The organism is Enterobacter sp. RIT418, from assembly GCF_003057745.1.
Lineage (GTDB): Bacteria > Pseudomonadota > Gammaproteobacteria > Enterobacterales > Enterobacteriaceae > Enterobacter.
On sequence record NZ_QBJD02000008.1, the window covers coordinates 135,727 to 154,372 of the forward strand.

General features: G+C 58.0%; 16 protein-coding genes. 7 read left to right on the plus strand and 9 right to left on the minus strand.

The window, feature by feature from the left end; translation table 11 throughout:
• Nucleotides 1-18 precede the first annotated feature (18 nt).
• Entirely contained in the window at nucleotides 19-1,440 is a 1,422-nt protein-coding gene (locus DBY73_RS11530) for a PLP-dependent aminotransferase family protein (RefSeq protein WP_112011277.1), read from the minus strand.
• Nucleotides 1,441-1,525: 85 nt separating this feature from the next.
• Between DBY73_RS11530 and DBY73_RS11535 the strand changes: the two genes are divergently transcribed.
• The 3 genes from DBY73_RS11535 to DBY73_RS11545 all read left to right on the plus strand — a co-directional run bounded on the left by DBY73_RS11535 (nucleotide 1,526) and on the right by DBY73_RS11545 (nucleotide 6,480).
• Entirely contained in the window at nucleotides 1,526-2,137 is a 612-nt protein-coding gene (locus DBY73_RS11535) for a hypothetical protein (RefSeq protein ID WP_112011377.1), read from the plus strand.
• A 77-nt stretch (nucleotides 2,138-2,214) separates the two neighbouring features.
• A complete protein-coding gene (locus DBY73_RS11540) occupies nucleotides 2,215-3,285 on the plus strand; it encodes a LacI family DNA-binding transcriptional regulator (protein ID WP_112011378.1) in 1,071 nt (356 codons plus the stop codon).
• Between the two features lie 102 nt (nucleotides 3,286-3,387).
• Entirely contained in the window at nucleotides 3,388-6,480 is a 3,093-nt protein-coding gene (locus DBY73_RS11545) for a beta-galactosidase (RefSeq protein WP_112011278.1), read from the plus strand.
• A 20-nt stretch (nucleotides 6,481-6,500) separates the two neighbouring features.
• Here DBY73_RS11545 and DBY73_RS11550 read toward each other — a convergent pair whose 3' ends face one another.
• Nucleotides 6,501-8,069, minus strand: a complete 1,569-nt coding sequence (locus tag DBY73_RS11550) for an EAL domain-containing protein (protein WP_112011279.1) — start codon at nucleotides 8,067-8,069, stop codon at nucleotides 6,501-6,503.
• 218 nt (nucleotides 8,070-8,287) lie between these two features.
• Between DBY73_RS11550 and DBY73_RS11555 the strand changes: the two genes are divergently transcribed.
• Together DBY73_RS11555 and ykgO are read left to right on the plus strand one after the other, a co-directional pair.
• A complete protein-coding gene (locus DBY73_RS11555; protein WP_112011280.1) occupies nucleotides 8,288-8,548 on the plus strand; it encodes a type B 50S ribosomal protein L31 in 261 nt (86 codons plus the stop codon).
• A gap of 2 nt (nucleotides 8,549-8,550) precedes the next feature.
• On the plus strand, nucleotides 8,551-8,691 hold the full coding sequence (gene ykgO, locus DBY73_RS11560) for a type B 50S ribosomal protein L36 (protein WP_003859006.1): 141 nt from the start codon (nucleotides 8,551-8,553) through the stop codon (nucleotides 8,689-8,691).
• On the opposite strand, the gene DBY73_RS11565 is transcribed toward ykgO, so the two are convergent.
• Nucleotides 8,688-9,398 (minus strand): GNAT family protein, encoded by a 711-nt coding sequence (locus DBY73_RS11565; protein WP_112011281.1) that lies wholly within the window; start codon nucleotides 9,396-9,398, stop codon nucleotides 8,688-8,690. The two genes, ykgO and DBY73_RS11565, sit on opposite strands and share 4 nt — an antisense overlap.
• A 101-nt stretch (nucleotides 9,399-9,499) precedes the next feature.
• Here DBY73_RS11565 and DBY73_RS11570 point away from each other — a divergent pair, with 101 nt between their 5' ends.
• Entirely contained in the window at nucleotides 9,500-10,960 is a 1,461-nt protein-coding gene (locus tag DBY73_RS11570) for a PLP-dependent aminotransferase family protein (protein ID WP_112011282.1), read from the plus strand.
• Here DBY73_RS11570 and DBY73_RS11575 read toward each other — a convergent pair.
• The 6 genes from DBY73_RS11575 to acrA all read right to left on the minus strand — a co-directional run bounded on the left by DBY73_RS11575 (nucleotide 10,908) and on the right by acrA (nucleotide 17,761).
• The gene (locus tag DBY73_RS11575) at nucleotides 10,908-11,399 is read right to left on the minus strand and encodes a YlaC family protein (RefSeq protein WP_112011283.1); all 492 of its coding nucleotides are present in this window, start codon (nucleotides 11,397-11,399) and stop codon (nucleotides 10,908-10,910) included. The genes DBY73_RS11570 and DBY73_RS11575 overlap by 53 nt on opposite strands.
• A 108-nt stretch (nucleotides 11,400-11,507) precedes the next feature.
• The gene (gene maa / locus DBY73_RS11580; protein WP_112011284.1) at nucleotides 11,508-12,065 is read right to left on the minus strand and encodes a maltose O-acetyltransferase; all 558 of its coding nucleotides are present in this window, start codon (nucleotides 12,063-12,065) and stop codon (nucleotides 11,508-11,510) included.
• A gap of 214 nt (nucleotides 12,066-12,279) precedes the next feature.
• Nucleotides 12,280-12,498, minus strand: a complete 219-nt coding sequence (locus DBY73_RS11585; protein ID WP_015571250.1) for an HHA domain-containing protein — start codon at nucleotides 12,496-12,498, stop codon at nucleotides 12,280-12,282.
• A gap of 27 nt (nucleotides 12,499-12,525) precedes the next feature.
• Nucleotides 12,526-12,900 (minus strand): Hha toxicity modulator TomB, encoded by a 375-nt coding sequence (gene tomB / locus DBY73_RS11590; protein ID WP_112011285.1) that lies wholly within the window; start codon nucleotides 12,898-12,900, stop codon nucleotides 12,526-12,528.
• A 498-nt stretch (nucleotides 12,901-13,398) separates the two neighbouring features.
• A complete protein-coding gene (gene acrB, locus DBY73_RS11595) occupies nucleotides 13,399-16,545 on the minus strand; it encodes a multidrug efflux RND transporter permease subunit AcrB (protein WP_112011286.1) in 3,147 nt (1,048 codons plus the stop codon).
• A 22-nt stretch (nucleotides 16,546-16,567) separates the two neighbouring features.
• Entirely contained in the window at nucleotides 16,568-17,761 is a 1,194-nt protein-coding gene (acrA, locus tag DBY73_RS11600; protein WP_112011287.1) for a multidrug efflux RND transporter periplasmic adaptor subunit AcrA, read from the minus strand.
• Nucleotides 17,762-17,902: 141 nt separating this feature from the next.
• Here acrA and acrR point away from each other — a divergent pair, with 141 nt between their 5' ends.
• Complete coding sequence (acrR, locus tag DBY73_RS11605) at nucleotides 17,903-18,556, plus strand: multidrug efflux transporter transcriptional repressor AcrR (RefSeq protein WP_112011288.1); 654 nt, start codon at nucleotides 17,903-17,905, stop codon at nucleotides 18,554-18,556.
• Nucleotides 18,557-18,646: the final 90 nt, after the last annotated feature.

Genomic DNA, 18,646 nt, shown 5'->3' on the forward strand with positions numbered 1-18,646 from the left:
CCGTTTTTATGCTTTATTTCATACGAAACTTCGCTTAATAGCGGGGGCGGCGTTATTAAGCGCCAGCCACAGCGGTTTGATTCTTAACAGCGCCTGCTCTAATTCCTCTGACGGAAGTGAAAAGGGCATACGCAAATAACGATCGAACGCGCCCGAAAGACCAAACCGCGTCCCGGTACCCAGGTTAATGCCAATCGTTTCTGCACGCGCCGCTAGCTGCGTGGCCTGCATGCCGGGCAGCGCAATCCAGTAGGAAAGGCCGCCTTCAGCCTCGTCAAACGTCCAGTCGGGAAAATGCTCGCGCAGCAGTTCCCGGCACCGGTTGCGCCGTTCTGCCAGCATGTTTCGGCGCGCGGGGAGAAATTCGTCGCCGTGCTCAATCAGCCACTGCGTGGCCAGCTGCTCCAGCAGGGGTGAGCCTAAATCCAGCGTATCGCGCGTCTGGACCAGCGTCGCAATCGTACGCGACGAGGCGCGGATCCAGCCAAGACGTAATCCTCCCCAGAAGCTTTTGCCCGTTGAGCCGAGCGTGATAACCGTGGCCTCAGGATTAAAAGAGGCCAGCGGCGGCGGCGGGGGAGCATCAAACCACAGGTCCACCATCGTTTCATCCACCACCAGCGCGGTGCGTGTTTGTGCCGCAATGTCCGCTACCGCCTGACGGGTGGGAACGTCCATGCAGCGGCCCGTCGGATTATGAAAATCAGGCATCAGGTAGGCCAGGCGGGGAGCCGTCTGGGCGATGGTGGCGGCGAAGCCATCGGTATCCCATCCTTTTTCGGGCAGTGAGACGCCAACCGGGCGGCAAAGCGCCCCCTGAATGGCGGCAATTGCCAGCGCGTAGGTGGGATGATCGACCACGACGCGGTCGCCTGGGCCGGTCATCATCCGCAAGACCAGCGCAAAGCCGCTGACCGCGCCGTTCACCACCATCACCTCATCCGGCCGCGTTGGCAGCCCGCGCGCGGTGTAGCGGGCGGCAATCGCCTCGCGCAGGGCGGGCAATCCCAGCTGATCGTAACCCGTTAGCGTCAGGTGCTGCGCAAGCATCGTCAGCGCGTGGCTGTAGGCCTGGTGAATTTCAGGACCGGCGCCGAGCGCTGCGGTGGAAAGATCCAGCGCCGCGCTGGCGGTTGAAAGCGTGGGGACGGCGTGCGAGTCCGGTAAAATCACGCGCGACCCGCTGCCGTGGCGACTTTCGAGATAGCCTTCTTCACGCAGGAGCCCGAGGGCGCTACTTATTGTGGTGCGGCTGACCTCCAGCGCGGCGGCAAGCTCCCGCTCGCCCGGCAGGCGCGTGTGCAGCGCCAGCCTGCCGTCCAGAATGAGCATGCGCAGCGCGTCCGCCAGCTGGCGCCACAGCGGCGTGCGGGAACCGGGGTGCTGCCAGTTGCCCAGCAGGCGCACCAAAGACTGACTACCGAAACGACGAGCTGACATATGCAGTCCACTATTTGAAAACTGGACATTAATCATAGAGCCATTTTCACCGATGATGAAAGCCTGGTTTTTGGGAGAAGAAAAAATGGTACGTCGTCTGATTCAGCTTTACGTCGGCCTGGGGCTTTACGGCCTGTCGACCGCGATGTTTATCCGCTCCGATCTGGGCGTCGATCCGTGGGATGTTTTTCATCTGGGCGTGGCGCTACAGCTGGGCGTGAGCATCGGCACGGTGATCATCGTGACGGGGGCGCTGGTCCTGCTGCTGTGGATCCCGCTGCGGCAGATGCCCGGTCTTGGAACGATCAGTAACGTCATCTGCATTGGCCTCGCGGCGGATGCGTCGATGGCGCTGATCCCGGACATCGCCTCGCTGCCGATCCGCATCGCGCTGTTAGTCTCGGGGATCGTCGTGAATGCGATCGCCACCGGGATGTATATCGGTGCGGGGTTTGGCGCGGGGCCGAGAGACGGCCTGATGACCGGCATGCACGCCCGCTTCGGCTGGTCGATTCGCGTGGTGCGCACGGCCATTGAGGTCTCCGTACTGCTGATCGGCTGTGTGCTGGGCGGAACGTTCGGGGTCGGAACGGTGCTGTACGCGCTGACCATCGGTCCGCTCATCCAGCTCTGCCTGCCGTGGTTCCGGCAAAAGCCGAGGGTGCAGGTGGTAGCTGAACCCGAGCGCATTGTTTAATTCTGCGAAGCGCTCACATGCTTTAACAGCGTGCCTGTGCCAGAATGGCGGAATCTCTTCTGGCGATGCAGGTACGCATGAAAGCTATCACTCTCTATGACGTGGCCCGCCTGGCGGGCGTCTCTTATCAAACGGTTTCCCGCGTGCTTAACGGCGCGGAGCACGTGTCTGAACGAACGCGCGAAAAGGTGCAGCGGGCCATGGCGGAGCTGCACTACGTGCCTAACCGCGGCGCGCAGCAGCTGGCGGGCAAGCGCAGCCGCACGCTGGGGCTGATCGCTACCGATCTGGCCCTGCACGCTCCGTCGCAAATTGTCTCGGCGGTAAAATCCCGCGCGGTTGAGCGGGGGGCAAGCGTGCTGATCTCCATGGTGGAATCTGCCGAACAGTGCCTGGCCGCGCTGCAGGAGCTGCTGTCGCAGCGGGTAGAAGCGCTGCTGGTGAACGTTCCGCTGGAGGATGCGCACGCCGAGGCGCTGCGCGAGATGGCTTCGCCGGTTCCGGTACTGTTTCTGGACGTTGCGCCGACGGCGCGGGTTCACAGCCTGATTTTCAACGCGGACGAAGGGGCGAGGCTAGGCGTGCAGCACCTGCTCGGCCTCGGCCATCAGCGAATTGCGCTGCTGGGCGGGCCGGAAAGCTCGGTTTCCGCACGGGCGCGCCTGGCGGGCTGGAAAGCGGCGCTGGGCCAGGCCGGGCTAGAGCCCGCGGGGATAGCCAGCGGCGACTGGAGCGCAGCATCCGGTTATGAAAAGGGGCACCTCCTGCTTTCGGGAGTAATGCATCCGGAGGCTATCCTGGTGGCTAACGATCAGATGGCGCTGGGCGTGATGCGCGCCTGCGCGGAAAAGGGGCTGGCGGTTCCCGGGCAAATCTCCATCGTTGGCTTTGACGATACGGCAGACAGCGCGTGGTTTTCTCCGCCGCTGACCACGGTGCGCCAGGCGTTTCGCGAAGCGGGTATGCGCAGCGTCGAGTGGCTTTTGGCGCCAGTCAACGTTGACCGCTGCTGGCAGGTTCAGCTTCCCGTTACGCTGGTCGCGCGCCATTCTTCTGCGCCCCGGGGGGCAGGGCAGGCCGATCGTGAAGCGCTTGCGCAACAGCTCCGCAGCCTGGCTGCCCTCGCCGAGCAGCTGGCGCGGGAATAAGACTTTGTGATCTGACTCGCTTCATTGCACGCGCGCGCTTTACCGCACGAGATTATCAGGGCATGTTGCATCAAATTGTGAGCGCTTCGCAAAGAGGTTGATATGTCCACGTTACCCCCGCTGACCCTCAGCGCACTTCTGGCCCGTCGGGACTGGGAAAATCCCGGCGTTAGCCAGTGGAACCGTCTGGCCGCACACCCGCCTTTTCACAGCTGGCGCGATGTAACGCTCGCGAGGAGGGATGCACCATCGCAGAGCCGACGCTCGCTGAACGGCGAGTGGCGCTTCAGTTTTTATTCTGCACCGGAGCAGGTGCCGGAGGCATGGATTACGCAGGATTGCGCCGATTCTGCTGCCATGCCCGTACCGTCAAACTGGCAGATGCAGGGTTTCGATACGCCCGTCTACACCAACGTAACCTACCCAATTCCGGTTAATCCGCCGTTCGTACCGGCAGAAAATCCGACCGGCTGTTACTCGCTCACATTTGACGTCGACAGCGCCTGGCTGGCACAGGGGCAAACCCGGATTGTCTTCGACGGCGTGAACTCCGCCTTTCACCTGTGGTGTAACGGCACGTGGATCGGCTATTCCCAGGACAGCCGCCTGCCCGCCGAATTTGACCTCACGGCGGTTCTCCGTCCGGGGCAAAACCGCATTGCCGTCATGGTGCTGCGCTGGTGCGACGGAAGCTATCTGGAAGATCAGGACATGTGGCGCATGAGCGGCATTTTCCGCGACGTTTCGCTGCAGCATAAGCCTGAAACGCATATTGCCGATTACCAGGTGACCACTGACCTGAACGCCGAGTGCGATCGGGCGGTTCTGAAGGTCGATATCGCGCTGGCGGGCCCGCGCTACGCGGAGTGCGAGGTGGAATGCACGCTCTGGCGCGACGACGAGCCGTGCGCCAGCGCCGCGCGGCGGGCGGGCTCAGCGGTTGTCGACGAGCGCGGAGGCTGGGCGGAGCGGCTCACGGTGTCGATGCCCGTTGAGGAACCGGCACTGTGGAGCGCGGAGACGCCCGCCCTGTACCGCCTGACGATGACGCTGCGCCCCGCGCAGAATCAGCTGCTCGAAACCGAAGCCTGCGACGTCGGCTTTCGCCGCGTGGCAATCGAAAACGGGCTTTTGAAGCTGAACGGTAAACCGCTGCTGATCCGCGGCGTCAACCGCCATGAGCATCACCCTGAAAACGGGCAGGTCATGGATGAGGCGACGATGCGCCGCGACATTGAGCTGATGAAGCAGCACAACTTCAACGCCGTCCGCTGCTCGCACTATCCCAACCATCCGCTCTGGTACACCCTCTGCGATCGCTACGGCCTGTACGTGGTTGACGAGGCCAATATTGAAACGCACGGCATGGTGCCGATGAGCCGCCTTGCTGACGATCCCCGCTGGCTGCCCGCCATGAGCGAGCGCGTCACGCGGATGGTGCAGCGCGATCGTAATCACCCCTCCGTTATCATCTGGTCGCTCGGCAATGAATCCGGGCACGGCGCGAATCACGATGCGCTCTACCGCTGGGTGAAGGCGACGGACCCAACCCGGCCGGTGCAGTACGAAGGCGGAGGAGCCAACACGGCGGCGACCGATATCGTCTGCCCGATGTACGCCCGCGTCGACGAGGATCAGCCGTTTCCGGCGGTCCCGAAATGGTCGATTAAGAAATGGATCGGCATGCCGGACGAAGCGCGCCCGCTGATCCTCTGCGAGTATGCCCACGCGATGGGCAACAGCTTCGGCGGGTTCGCCAAATACTGGCAGGCGTTTCGCGACCATCCGCGCCTGCAGGGCGGGTTCGTCTGGGACTGGGTTGACCAGGCGCTGACGAAGAGGGACGACGAAGGCCGGGCGTTCTGGGCCTACGGCGGTGATTTCGGCGACAGGCCGAACGATCGCCAGTTCTGCCTGAACGGGCTGGTGTTCCCGGACCGAACGCCGCATCCGGCGCTGTTCGAAGCGCAGCGCGCCCAGCAGTTCTTCACCTTTACGCGGGCCAGCGCCTCGCCGATGGTGGTTGAGGTGCACAGCGACTATCTGTTCCGCACGACCGACAACGAGCGGCTGAGGTGGTCCGTTGCCCGCGACGGGCTTGTGCTTGCCTCCGGTGAGGTGGCGCTTGACGTTGCGCCTCAGGGCACGCAGCGCGTGGAAATCGCTTTACCAACGCTGTCCGCCGCGCCGGGCGAGGTCTGGCTTAACCTAGAAGTGTACCAGCCGCAGGCGACGCCGTGGTCTCCGGCGGGCCACCGCTGCGCCTGGGATCAGTGGCAGCTTCCGGCACCGATGCACGTCGCGCCACCGGCGCGCGTGGGAACTCCGCCGGTATTGACGGAACGGGCCGATGCGTTCGAGGTTACCCATGAGCGGCAGCGCTGGTGGTTCGATCGGGCATCCGGCCACCTGACGCAGTGGTGGAACCACGACGTGGAAACGCTGCTTTCTCCGCTGACGGATAATTTCACCCGCGCGCCGCTGGATAATGACATCGGCGTCAGCGAAGCCGCGCGTATCGATCCGAACGCCTGGGTTGAGCGCTGGAAAGCGGCAGGCATGTATGAGATGTCGTCGCGCGTTTTGCTGTGCGAAGCGCAGCAGCGGGGGCATGAGGTAGTGGTGACAACGCGCCACGTCTGGGAACATTGCGGCAACGCGCTATTCCTGAGCGATAAGTTCTGGCGAGTGGACGACCACGGCGCGCTGCACGTCGATGCGACGGTTTTGGTCGCGTCTGATATTCCCGAGCCCGCGCGCGTGGGCGTTAGCGTCCAGCTCGCGCAGGTGCCGGAAACGGTCACCTGGCTTGGCAGAGGGCCTCTGGAAAACTATCCGGACCGGAAGCTGGCCGCGCAGCTTGGGCGCTGGACGCTACCGCTCGCGGCGCTGCATACGCCCTACATCTTCCCAACGGAGAACGGCCTGCGCTGCGACACGCGCGAGCTGGCGTTTGCCGGGCATCAGCTTCAGGGGGATTTCCACTTCTCGCTGAGCCGCTACGGCCAGCAGCAATTGCACGTGACGACGCACCAGCACCTGCTGCGTGAAGAGCCGGGCTGCTGGCTGATCCTCGACGCCTTCCACATGGGGCTGGGCGGGGACGACTCCTGGAGCCCAAGCGTTTCACCCGAGTTTCTGCTGCCAACGCGCCGGGTGCGCTATGCGTTTAGCTGGCAGCAGACGCCGCGCTAGCCGGGAACGCTCCGCCGCCGTCAGGACTGCGGCGGCGGGGCGAGTTTGTGCTCTGCCCAGAAAATATATTCCACTTTTGGCAGCGCCCTGCTGAAATACCAGCCTTGCCCGTACTGCACGCCGTGGCGGCGCAGCCAGGCAAGCTGGCCTTCCGTTTCAATGCCTTCTGCCACCATGGTCAGCTTCAGCGATTTTGCCATCTCGATAATGTGCGGCGTCACGTTTTTGTATTCCAGCGCGTTCACGAAGGACTTATCGATCTTCAGCGTATCAACGTCCAGGTCCTGCAGATAGCTCAGGCTGGAATAACCGGTGCCGAAATCGTCGATGTAAACGGCATGGCCCGCGCGGCGAAACGCGGCGATGGCCGGGGCGCTCACTTTTGGAGCGGCAAAACCGCGTTCGGTGAGTTCAAGAGCAATCTGCCCGGGGTGAACGCCCCATTTGTTCAGAAGGCCGTGCATCAGCGGCAGCAGCCTGCCGGAGGTTAAATCCGCGGGGGCGAGATTGATAGAGATGTGCTGGTCCGGGTGTAAATGCAGCCAGCTTCCCATGTCTTCGAAGACTTTTTCGATAACGAGCTCGGTGAGCTGCGAAATCAGCCCCGTCTGCTCCGCCAGCGGAACGAAGATATCCGGTGAAAGATAGCTCCCGTCAGGCTGAGGCCAGCGGGCGAGAGCCTCTGCGCCGGCGATTTTACCGCTGCCGAGCGCCACGATGGGCTGATAGTTCACGATGAAATCACGGCTAGCGATCGCGTCCAGCAGGCGATTACGCGGGGATTGCAGGCGGCGCAGGATCCGCAGCACGAAGAGCGCGGCGATCAGGCTAACGAGCACGCCGAAGGGGAGCCAGAAAATCAGCTGTTTGTGCCAGCTTTCGGCCAGCGGTTTTAAAGGCGCCCACGCGATAACGGCGATGCCCAGCTCCGGGATGGTCTTGCGGATATACATTGCGCCAGCATACTCAAGCTGCGCCAGCCCTTTGCTTTCCATGAGCTGCTTAACGTGCTGGCTAAGCTCGCTGCTGCTGGCGAAAACCAGATGGCTGGTGCTGCCTATCAGGGCGGCGTCGATGACGACCGTTCCGAAAGGAATCACGTCCACAAGCGATGCCGGATCGATCATGACCAGGTAATTTCCTTTCCCCAGCACGGCCATGTAGTGATGAAACCCGAGATCGTTTTGCGGCGTAATCCAGGCGCTGAAACCGTCGGAGGTGTGGCGCATAGGCGGTGGGAACGGTGCGCTTCTGCTGCTCTGCTCCAGAGAGGAGCAGATCGGCCTGCGGTTTTCGACGTAAATGGCTTCCTGAATATAGCGGCGGGAAAAGGCGACCTGGCGTATCTCCCGTAGGTGCTGACGACTGCACGGGACGCCTTTGGACCGCTGCAGCTGCGTTAGGGCATCTTTTGCCTGATCAACAACTTTGTCCGTGCGCAGCAGCACGCGTGATGCGTAATTATCAAGCGTATCAATAAATTCCTCTTCTGCCTGGAGATGTGCCAGCCAGATGCTCAGGCAGATGGGGATCAGTACGGACAAGATCAAAATCCCTGTGACCAGGCTGACCAGATGTCGGGTTTTCATGCTGCCGTTCCTTCCTCTTGTGCCCGCTCCCGGGCAGCGACGACGTTTGCCTGAGGAGAAATAATTTCACCGTGAAATGATACAGTTATAGCATGAGAAAACATTGATCCTATAGCGGAGGCAGGGGATCGATAGCTGTTCTCGATCGAGAGGGGGTTGTTTTTGGCCAAAAGCTTCGTTATTCTTTTGTTATGTTATAACAAAACAAAGGGCCCATTATGAAACCGAATATTCATCCTGCCTATCGCACCGTGGTTTTCCACGACACCAGCGCCAACGAATATTTCAAAGTCGGTTCAACGATCAAAACCGACCGCGAAATTGAGCTCGACGGTGAAACCTATCCCTATATCACCATCGAGGTGTCATCAAAATCGCATCCGTACTATACCGGCAAGCAGAAGACCTTTTCGACGGAAGGCAGCGCGGCCCGCTTCCGCCAGCGCTTTGGCGGCTTTCTTAACGCGAAGCGAGGTTAATCATGCAGGTACTTAACTCGCTGCGCAGCGCAAAACAGCGCCATCCCGACTGCCAGATCGTTAAGCGCAAAGGACGCCTGTACGTTATTTGTAAGTCTAATCCGCGTTTTAAAGCGGTGCAGGGACGTAAAAAAAGACGCTAAATGCGCGCTTCACGCCAGCTCTCCAGGGTTTTTCGCTGCTTGCCATCGTCGGTAAAATTGTCGTTGGCAAGCCAGCGTTGAAACGCCTGCGAAATTCGCGGCCACTCGCTGTCGATAATCGAAAACCAGTCCGTATCCCGGTTGTGGCCCTTCACGACCAGCGCCTGACGGAAACGCCCTTCATACTGAAACCCCAGACGCAGCGCCGCGCGACGGGAAGGTTCGTTCAGGCTGTTACATTTCCACTCGTAGCGACGATAGCCCAGCGTATCGAACGCGTACTGCATCAGCAGAAACTGCGCTTCTGTCGACATCGGCGTACGGCTAAGCAGGGGCGAAAAATGCACGTGTCCCACTTCGACCACGCCGTTTTGTGGATCGATGCGCATCAGCGCGAGCGTTCCCACGGGGGCCTGGGTTTTATTATCGATCACGGTGAAATGGATCGGATCGGGCAGTTCGCACACGCTCGCGACCCAGCGGGTGAACTCGCCCGGGGTGGCGTCCGGCTCGCGAAGCAGCCAGGTCCAGCTACGGGTATCTTCAGCCAGCCGATAGGCGTTAAACAGCGCGTCGGCATGCGCCACGCTCAGCGGCTCAAGCCGACAGTAACGCCCGCTTAGCGTTACGCGGGAGGGGTGAGGGCGCGGCTGCCAGTCAAAAAGCGCTTCGCCCACGGGCTGTCCAAATTCATTTAACGTATTCATTTTTAACTCTCATTGGGAGGGGAAGAACGCCAGATTATGGAAAATCTGGTTCCTTAAAAAGCACCACCGGCGTATGTTCTGGTGGTACCACGGAGAGAAAAATGAATATACCCAGCGATGACTTTTATACCTTGATACACGCTGCGCTTGCCCATCGCGGCGCTGAAACCCTGCAACGAGCGCTTTATCACGCGCTGCGGGAGGCGATCCTGTGCGGCAGGCTTCAGGCCGAAAGCCGCCTGCCGGGCTCGCGCGTCATCGCGCAACAGCTTTCCCTTTCACGCAATACCGTGAATGCCGCGCTTGAGCAACTGACGCTTGAAGGGTATCTACGCCGAAGCAGACGGGGCACGCGGGTGGCCGCGCAGGTTTATCGTGCTCCCGATCGGGCGCTGCCAGAGCCTGCCGTGACGCTTGCCAAACGCGTGGCCCGGCTCCCGGGCCCCACGCCGAGGGGAACGCCGGTGCCTGCGCTGACGCCCGGCACGCCGGCGATTAACTACTTTCCGCTGCCGCTCTGGCGGCGCTTGTATGACCGCGTGCTGCGCGAGGAGGGAAGCGCGCTGCTGGGTTATGGCGATCCGGCAGGGGAACCGCTCCTGCGTGAGGCCATTGCCCGCCACCTGGCGCTGTCGCGCGGAATTGATTGCGATGCGGGTCAGGTCATCATCACCGAGGGCGCGCTTGAGGGCGTTAACCTGTGTACCCAGCTGCTGAGCGAGCCCGGCGACGTGGCGTGGGTAGAAAACCCGGGATATGCCGGAGCCAAAAGCGCCTTTGCCATAGCGGAGCTGGCGATGGCCGGTATCCCTGTCGATGAAGAGGGGATGTGCTGGGAGGGATTAACGCTTCCTCCTCCCGCGCTGATTTTCACTTCACCCTCGCACCAGTTTCCCTACGGCAGCGTGCTCAGCGCGCGCCGCCATCTGGCGCTGCTGGCGCTGGCCCAGCGGCACGGCGCATGGATTATTGAGGATGACTACGACAGCGAGTTTCGCTATTCCGGCGAGCCCGTGCCCGCCATGCTCGGGATGGTGAAAAATGCGCCCGTGGTCTATCTCGGCACATTCAGTAAAACGCTGTTTCCCTCCCTGCGGATCGGCTTTATGGTGCTTCCTCCTGCGCTGGCGAACGCCGCGCGTCCGGCCATCGGCGCGCTGCTGCGGGGCGGCCATCGCGCCGAGCAGCGGACCCTGGCGCGGTTTATTGAAGAGGGGCACTACGCGCGCCACCTTGCCGCGATGCGTCGGCTCTATCGCAAGCGCTATCGGCAGCTGCGTGAGGCGATCGATACAGAGCTTCACGTGGCGCATCGCGTGCTGGCGGGAGAGGGCGGAATGCACCTGACGGTGGCGATTGACGGGATTGACGATGTGGCTGTTGTTCAGCGGGCGCGGGCTTTTCAGCTGGCGCCCGCTGCGCTGAGCGGGTACTACCTCGATGCGAAGCAGGGGCAAACCGGGCTGGTTATCGGATACGGTAATACCTCTGCGTCACAGTTTGCGCCGGCTATCCGACGCTTACAGCATTTGATTGGGCAACAGACGGGCGGGAAAGCGTAAAGACGTCATAAAACGAAAGCTCGCCCTTGGTTGTGAGCATTTTCTGCAGCTTCTCTTTCTGTCCGGGGTCAACCGCAGGAGAGCTCATGATGCTGTGAATCAGCTCTGCGGGTACAAAGCGGGTGTTGTACCACTCGCCGTTATAGCAAACGCGAAAATCAAGCACGTCGATATCTTCATAGCGGTAGCGCGGATTAACGTCGAAAAAGAAAAAGGCGTTAAACACCACGAACAGCACGACCAGAAGCCAGACCGAGTCCACCAGGGTTTCGGATTTGAGCATGACAATCAGCGTTGCCAGCCAGGCGGCGTACATGGCGATAAACAGGCCCGGATGTTTACGGATAAAGCTGATGCTAAAGCGCGGGCGATTATCGCGCTTTTCGCGGGTATTCAGGTCGTCGATGGTTACAGTGAGCAGGCGCTGTATCTCTGTCATTTTTTGCCTTCATGAATCGTGAAAATACAGGGGATCTGCCCATTTTAGAGGAGCGGTTCAGCCTGAAAAAGTAACAGTTCTTAGCTGAAAGACCATAACAGATGCGCGCTAGCCCTCAAGCATCTTAATCACCTTCGCCGGGTTGCCGCCCACAACCGCGTTAGCCGGAACGTCTTTCGTGACAACGGCGCCTGACGCAATCACCACGTTGTCACCGATAGTGACGCCCGGATTAATCACCGCGCGACCGCCGATCCAGACGTTGTTGCCGATAGTCACGGGCTTGCCAAACTCTACGCCGCTGTTTCGCTCAACCGCGTCCAGCGGATGGGTTGCCGTATAGATGTGCACGCCCGGCGCGAGCATGCAGTTATCCCCAATGTGAATAGGGCAGACGTCCAGCATCACGCAGTCGAAGTTGGCGTAAAAATCTTTTCCGAGAAAAATGTTGTAGCCGTAATCGCAGCGGAAGCTCGGTTCAATATAAGCGCCTTCAGCGCGTCCCAGCAGAGCGGTCAGCAGTTCCTTGCGTTCGGCTTTTTCATCGGGAGCGGTGTGGTTGTAGCGGTGAATCAGATGGCGAGCGCGCATGCGGTCGGTTCGTAACGTCTCATCACCGGGGCGATAGGGTTCCCCGGCAATCATCTTTTGCTTTTCAATACTCATTGTAACCTCTCCAGTGGTGTCCATTATCTCAGCAGAGTAACGGAGGGATACCGAAAAGGGAACGTTCCCAAAATATGGGTGTGACGATAATCACAACTTTATTGTCGCAAAGCACTCTGCCAAGGGGGCCCGTCTTTCATCCAGGAGGGATCACTCGAAAGGTTAATTCTGCTACACAGTGCGACGTAGAGACTCTACAGCCACAGTTCAGTATTTAACGTACAAATTTCCACACAGAAGACGGTATCTTGTCATACAGCTTATTCATTGTTAACTCGGCAAGGCGGTGGTCAGCGGCTGAATAAAATACAGCCAGTTCATTGTCAGAGAGCTCGTATTTATTTTTTTCAATGACGCGCTCGAGTGTGTCAATTGACTGACAGCGTCGTAAGCGCATCAAATAATCGACTTTTGTGAGTGGTTTATCAGACATAAATTCACCTTAATAATTGTAATAATTTTAACAGGAAAGGCTAACAGGGTTAGCTCTGCTCACATTGATGAAACAGCGGAATAGTCTGTTCCCGGACTTTCGCCATTTCTGTAAATCCTGTGCATTAATGCCGTAGCTGCTGAACAACATAAAGGTGTCGTCCAGATATTCATCAATTTGCTCAATCAATTTATTATCGTCATTGTACTTAATTTTATAATTAAGTGCGAAGGTCGCGATATGCTCGATCAGTTCATTGAGCTGTAAATTGATAGCTGAGGTTGGATCGTTTACCCAGCCATGGTTGCTTTCATCAAGATTGGCAAGGCAGTCATGGTACAAGGATTCGCAGAGAAATTTCAACTGCGCGATATCATGCCTTTTTGGCGAGTACTCGTCCATAGCGCATCCCCTTTTGAGTGATTTCTTACTCACCGAGCATCAACGTCGGGATGGATACCACATACTTAACTACATGGGTGCTGTGTTCCTGATACCTCTAACTATATGTCACTCTGATCAAGATTTCACCGCGCTATTACGAAAAATTACAATTAAAGCACGAGGCTGCGAGCGGCTACGCAAATGTTAGCCTCCGGCAAGTCCGCCTCTCAAATTTAAACGCGTGAAGATGGAGGCTTCCTTATGTTTCATTACGTTAGCACGCACTTTCAGTTGAAGCGTTTGCATGTGACGCTCTAACCACCAGGAATATTCCTAATGTTTTACAGGCGACTTTATAATTAAAAAATTGAAAAAAAGATGAACGCGTTATTCATTAATTATGATGTGCCTAATAGCACCATAAAAATAAATGAAGGAACAATAAGCCTATTTTATGATTTTTTATTGATGTAAAAAAGGCCGCTAATGCGGCCTTTTTAGGATGTGAAACCGGTATCAGTGATGTTCTACTGAATGGCTGTGCTCAACGTCTTCATTCTTGCGGCTGAAGCGGCGGCGAACCACCACGAAGAACACCGGTACGAAGAAGATGGCGAGAACAGTCGCTGTAACCATACCGCCCATTACGCCTGTACCTACGGCGTTCTGCGCACCGGAGCCCGCGCCGGAGCTAATAACCAGCGGCATAACCCCGAGGATAAACGCCAGGGAGGTCATCAGGATTGGGCGCAGACGCATACGTACCGCTTCAAGCGTTGCCTCAATCAGCCCTTTGCCCTCTTTCTCCATCAGGTCCTTGGCGAATTCAACGATCAGTATCGCGTTCTTCGCCGACAGGCCAATGGTTGTGAGCAGGCCCACCTGGAAGTACACGTCGTTCGTCAGGCCGCGGAAGGTTGCGGCCAGCAGCGCGCCGATAACGCCCAGCGGAACAACCAGCATAACGGAGAACGGAATCGACCAGCTCTCGTACAGCGCCGCCAGGCACAGGAACACCACGATCAGTGAAATGGCGTACAGGGCAGGGGCCTGGTTACCGGACAGACGTTCCTGGTAGGACATGCCCGTCCAGTCGTAGCCGATACCCGCTGGCAGCTTGCTGGCCAATTGCTCCATCATCGCCATCGCTTCACCGGTACTTCTGCCTTCAGCTGCCTGGCCCAGGATTTCCATGGACGGCAGGCCGTTGTAACGTTCAAGACGCGGTGAACCGTATTCCCAATGCGAGGTTGAGAAGGCGGAGAACGGAACCATCTGACCGTTGCTGCCGCGGACGTACCAGTTGTTAATATCGTTCGGCAACATGCGGTATTCCGCTTCGGACATCACGTACACTTTCTTCACGCGACCGCGGTCGATGAAGTCGTTGACGTAGCTGCCGCCCCAGGCCGCGCCCAGCGTGGTGTTGATGTCGCTAATGGACACGCCCAGCGCCTGCGCTTTTTCCTGATCGACGTCGATCTTGTACTGCGGGGTATCTTCCAGGCCGTTAGGACGCACGCCGACCAGCAGGTCAGGGTGTTTCGCCACTTCACCGAACAGCTGGTTACGCGCCTGCGTCAGTTTTTCATGACCCAGACCGCCCTGGTCGATCAGCTGGAAGTCGAAGCCCGTCGCGGTACCCAGTTCAACAATCGCCGGCAGGTTAAAGGCGAAGACCATCGCATCTTTAATCTGCGAGAAGGCTCCCATGGCGCGACCCGTGATGGCCTCAACTTTGTTCTCTTTGCCCGGACGTTCAGACCAGTCCTTCAGCGAGACGAAGGCGATACCGGTGTTCTGACCGCGACCCGCAAAGCCAAAGCCGTTAACCGCAAACACGGATTCAACGTTGTCCTTCTCTTTGGTGAGGTAGTAGTCGGTCATCTCATCCAGCACTTTCTGGGTACGCTCTTGCGAGGCACCCGCCGGAAGCTGGGCCATGCTCAGGAACACGCCCTGGTCTTCATCCGGCAGGAACGAGCTTGGCAGACGAACAAACAGGAAGGCCATGCCCGCCACGATGATGATATACAGCAGCAGGTAACGACCGGTGCTGCGCAGGATGTTGCCCACGCTGTCGGTGTAGTGGTGCGTGCTCTTATCAAACATGCGGTTAAACCAGCCGAAGAAGCCTTTATGCTCGCCGTGACCGCCTTTCTGAATTGGCTTCAGCATGGTGGCACACAGGGCTGGCGTCAGGATCAGCGCAACCAGTACAGAGAGCGCCATCGCCGAAACGATGGTGATGGAGAACTGGCGGTAAATCGCACCGGTGGATCCTCCAAAGAAGGCCATCGGGATAAATACCGCGGACAGTACCATCGCGATACCGACCAGCGCGCCCTGGATCTGGCCCATGGATTTACGCGTTGCTTCCTTCGGCGGCAGTCCCTCTTCGGCCATAACGCGCTCGACGTTCTCAACCACGACGATGGCGTCATCCACCAGCAGGCCGATGGCGAGCACCATCCCGAACATCGTCAGGGTGTTTATCGAATAGCCAAATATCGCCAGTATCGCAAACGTCCCCAGCAATACGACCGGTACGGCGATGGTTGGAATCAACGTCGCGCGGAAGTTTTGCAGGAACAGATACATCACCAGGAATACCAGGATGATCGCTTCAACCAGCGTTTTCACCACTTCGTGAATGGAGATTTTCACGAACGGAGTGGTGTCATACGGGTAAACAATCTTCAGGCCTGACGGGAAGAACGGTTCCATCTTCTTCAGTTCTTCGCGGATTGCGTTGGCGGTGTCCAGCGCGTTCGCGCCCGTCGCCAGCTTGATACCCAGGCCGGAGGCCGGCTTGCCGTTGAACTTCGCAATCACGTCGTAGTTTTCACCGCCCAGCTCTACCTTGGCCACATCGCGCAGGCGAACCTGAGAACCGTCCTGGTTCACTTTCAGCAGAATTTTGCTGAACTCATCGGCGGAGGTCAGACGGGTTTGCGCGATGATCGAGGCATTAAGCTGCTGGCCTTTCACCGGCGGCGTACCGCCGAGCTGGCCTGCGGCCACCTGGGCGTTCTGCGCTTTGATGGCGCTGATTACGTCAACCGGCGTCAGCTGGAAGTTGTTCAGCTTGTTGGGGTCCATCCAGATACGCATCGCGTACTGGGAACCGAACAGCTGAACGTCACCCACGCCTGACGTACGGCTGATGGCGTCCTTCATGTTGGCGCCCACGTAGTCGGAAATATCCTCCTGCGTCATGGTGCCGTTGGTGTTGATAACGCCGACAACCATCAGGAAGCTGCTGGACGATTTCTCAACGCTCACGCCCTGCTGCTGGACTTCCTGCGGCAGAAGCGGCATGGCCAGCTGCAGTTTGTTCTGCACCTGAACCTGCGCGATATCTGCATCAGTACCGGATTCAAAGGTCAGCGTAATCTGCACCGTACCGGTGGAGTCACTGTTGGAGGACATGTACATCAGGTTATCGATACCGTTCATGTTCTGTTCGATAACCTGCGTAACGGTATCCTGCACCGTTTTGGCATCAGCCCCGGGGTAGGTTGCGGAGATCGTCACCGCCGGTGGCGCAATCGTTGGATATTGCGCAACAGGCAGCTTCAGGATCGCAAGTCCCCCGGCTAGCATGATGATAATGGCGATCACCCACGCAAATATGGGGCGATCGATAAAGAAATTAGGCATGTCTTAACGGCTCCTGTTTAAGTTAAGACTTAGGTTGTTCTGACTGACCACCAGCTGCGGCTTGTTGTTTATCGTCAGACTTCACTTCCTGAACTTTTACCTGCGCACCGGGACGCACTTTCTGCAGGCCCTCGATAATGACGCGATCGCCATCCTTCAGGCCTTCCGTAACCAGCCACTTGTCGCCAATCGCCTGCGTTGCGGTGATATTGCGCGTTTCGACTTTGTCATCAGCACCGACAACCAGCGCGCTCGCATCGCCGCGCGGCGTACGGGTCACACCCTGTTGAGGAACCAGAAGGGCCGTTGGGTTCGTCCCTTCTTCCAGACGTGCGCGAACGAACATGCCCGGCAGCAGATTTTTGTCAGGGTTCGGGAAAATCGCGCGCAGGGTAATAGACCCGGTGGTCTGATCGACCGTCACATCAGAAAATTCCAGTGTGCCCGTCTGCGGGAACTTGATACCGTCATTGGTAACGAGCTCGACTTTGGCCTTGCCGTTTTCCTGCTTCAGCGTGCCGTTAGCCAGCTCTTGCTTTAAACGCAGGAAATCGTTGCTGGACTGCGTGACGTCAACGTAGATCGGATCAAGCTGCTGCACGGTGGCCAGCGCGTTAGTTTGGCCGTTCTGCACCAGCGCACCTTCCGTAACGGAAGATTTGCCAATGCGACCGCTGATAGGGGAGGTCACTTTGGTGTAGGCCAGGTTAATACGCGCCGTCTCTACCGCTGCTTTTGCTGCGACAACGGCTGCATTAGCCTGCTGTGCATCTGCCATGGCAGTATCGTAATCCTGTTGGCTGATGTACCTGGTGCCGAGCAGTTTTTGATAACGATTGAGCGTCACCTGGGCAATTTTCGCTGCGGCCTGGGCCTTCGCTAAATCGCCTTTCGCGCTCTCGTAAGACGCCTGATAGGTTGCTGGATCAATCTGATACAGAGACTCACCGGCCTTAACGTCACCACCTTCGGTGAAGTTACGTTTGAGGATAATGCCACTTACCTGAGGACGGACTTCCGCAATACGGTAAGCGCTGGTACGGCCCGGTAATTCGGTAGTCATCTGGAGAGGTTCGGATTTGAGCGTCACGACGCCCACTTCCGGCATCTGCTGCGCTCCTTGTTGAGCCTGTTTGTCGTCACATCCTGTAAGCGCTAAGCTGCCTGAGAGCATCAGAACGACCGCCAGAGGCGTTAACCCTCTGTTTTTGTTCATATGTAAACCTCGAGTGTCCGATTTCAAATTGATCAATGGTCCTGAGTCTAAAAACCCATTGCTGCGTTTATATTATCGTCATGCTATGGTACATACATTCATAAATGTATGTAAATCTGACTCCTGTAAATTCACAGACGTATGGCACGAAAAACCAAACAACAAGCGTTGGAAACCCGGCAACACATCCTCGATGTGGCAATGCGTCTGTTCTCACAGCAAGGTGTTTCATCAACCTCGCTGGCGCAGATTGCTCAGGCCGCGGGCGTCACGCGGGGAGCGATTTACTGGCATTTTAAAGACAAGTCAGATCTGTTTAGTGAAATCTGGGAGCTTTCAGAATCCAGCATTAGCGACCTTGAGAATGAGTATCGGGCAAAATTCCCTGACGATCCACTCTCAGTATTAAGAGAGATATTAGTATATATCCTTGAAGCAACGGTAGTTGAAGAACGCCGGCGCCTGATGATGGAGATCATTTTTCATAAATGCGAGTTCGTTGGCGAAATGGCAGTGGTTCAGCAGGCGCAGCGCAGCCTGTGCCTGGAGAGCTATGACCGCATAGAGTATACGCTAAATCAATGTATTCAGGCGAATTTACTCCCCGCCAATTTGCTGACGCGCCGCGCGGCGATCCTGATGCGCAGCTACATTTCCGGTATAATGGAAAACTGGCTGTTTGCCCCGCAATCCTTTGACCTGAAAGCCGAAGCGCGCAGCTACGTCGCAATCCTGCTGGAGATGTGTCAATTCTGCCCGACGCTGCGCGCGTCATCCTCCACGCCTGCCGTCTGAGTTCCCAGGAATTATCTTAGAGGACCACGTTACCGCTATTCTGGTCCATGCGGGCATGATATTCTGCACGCCGGACTATTTTCGGTCATC

Coding starts and splice junctions, on each gene's coding strand:
- DBY73_RS11530 (WP_112011277.1), bottom strand. CDS start 1,440: ATGTCAGCTCGTCGTTTCGGTAGTCAGTCTTTGGTGCGCCTGCTGGGC.
- DBY73_RS11535 (WP_112011377.1), top strand. CDS start 1,526: ATGGTACGTCGTCTGATTCAGCTTTACGTCGGCCTGGGGCTTTACGGC.
- DBY73_RS11540 (WP_112011378.1), top strand. CDS start 2,215: ATGAAAGCTATCACTCTCTATGACGTGGCCCGCCTGGCGGGCGTCTCT.
- DBY73_RS11545 (WP_112011278.1), top strand. CDS start 3,388: ATGTCCACGTTACCCCCGCTGACCCTCAGCGCACTTCTGGCCCGTCGG.
- DBY73_RS11550 (WP_112011279.1), bottom strand. CDS start 8,069: ATGAAAACCCGACATCTGGTCAGCCTGGTCACAGGGATTTTGATCTTG.
- DBY73_RS11555 (WP_112011280.1), top strand. CDS start 8,288: ATGAAACCGAATATTCATCCTGCCTATCGCACCGTGGTTTTCCACGAC.
- ykgO (WP_003859006.1), top strand. CDS start 8,551: ATGCAGGTACTTAACTCGCTGCGCAGCGCAAAACAGCGCCATCCCGAC.
- DBY73_RS11565 (WP_112011281.1), bottom strand. CDS start 9,398: ATGAATACGTTAAATGAATTTGGACAGCCCGTGGGCGAAGCGCTTTTT.
- DBY73_RS11570 (WP_112011282.1), top strand. CDS start 9,500: ATGAATATACCCAGCGATGACTTTTATACCTTGATACACGCTGCGCTT.
- DBY73_RS11575 (WP_112011283.1), bottom strand. CDS start 11,399: ATGACAGAGATACAGCGCCTGCTCACTGTAACCATCGACGACCTGAAT.
- maa (WP_112011284.1), bottom strand. CDS start 12,065: ATGAGTATTGAAAAGCAAAAGATGATTGCCGGGGAACCCTATCGCCCC.
- DBY73_RS11585 (WP_015571250.1), bottom strand. CDS start 12,498: ATGTCTGATAAACCACTCACAAAAGTCGATTATTTGATGCGCTTACGA.
- tomB (WP_112011285.1), bottom strand. CDS start 12,900: ATGGACGAGTACTCGCCAAAAAGGCATGATATCGCGCAGTTGAAATTT.
- acrB (WP_112011286.1), bottom strand. CDS start 16,545: ATGCCTAATTTCTTTATCGATCGCCCCATATTTGCGTGGGTGATCGCC.
- acrA (WP_112011287.1), bottom strand. CDS start 17,761: ATGAACAAAAACAGAGGGTTAACGCCTCTGGCGGTCGTTCTGATGCTC.
- acrR (WP_112011288.1), top strand. CDS start 17,903: ATGGCACGAAAAACCAAACAACAAGCGTTGGAAACCCGGCAACACATC.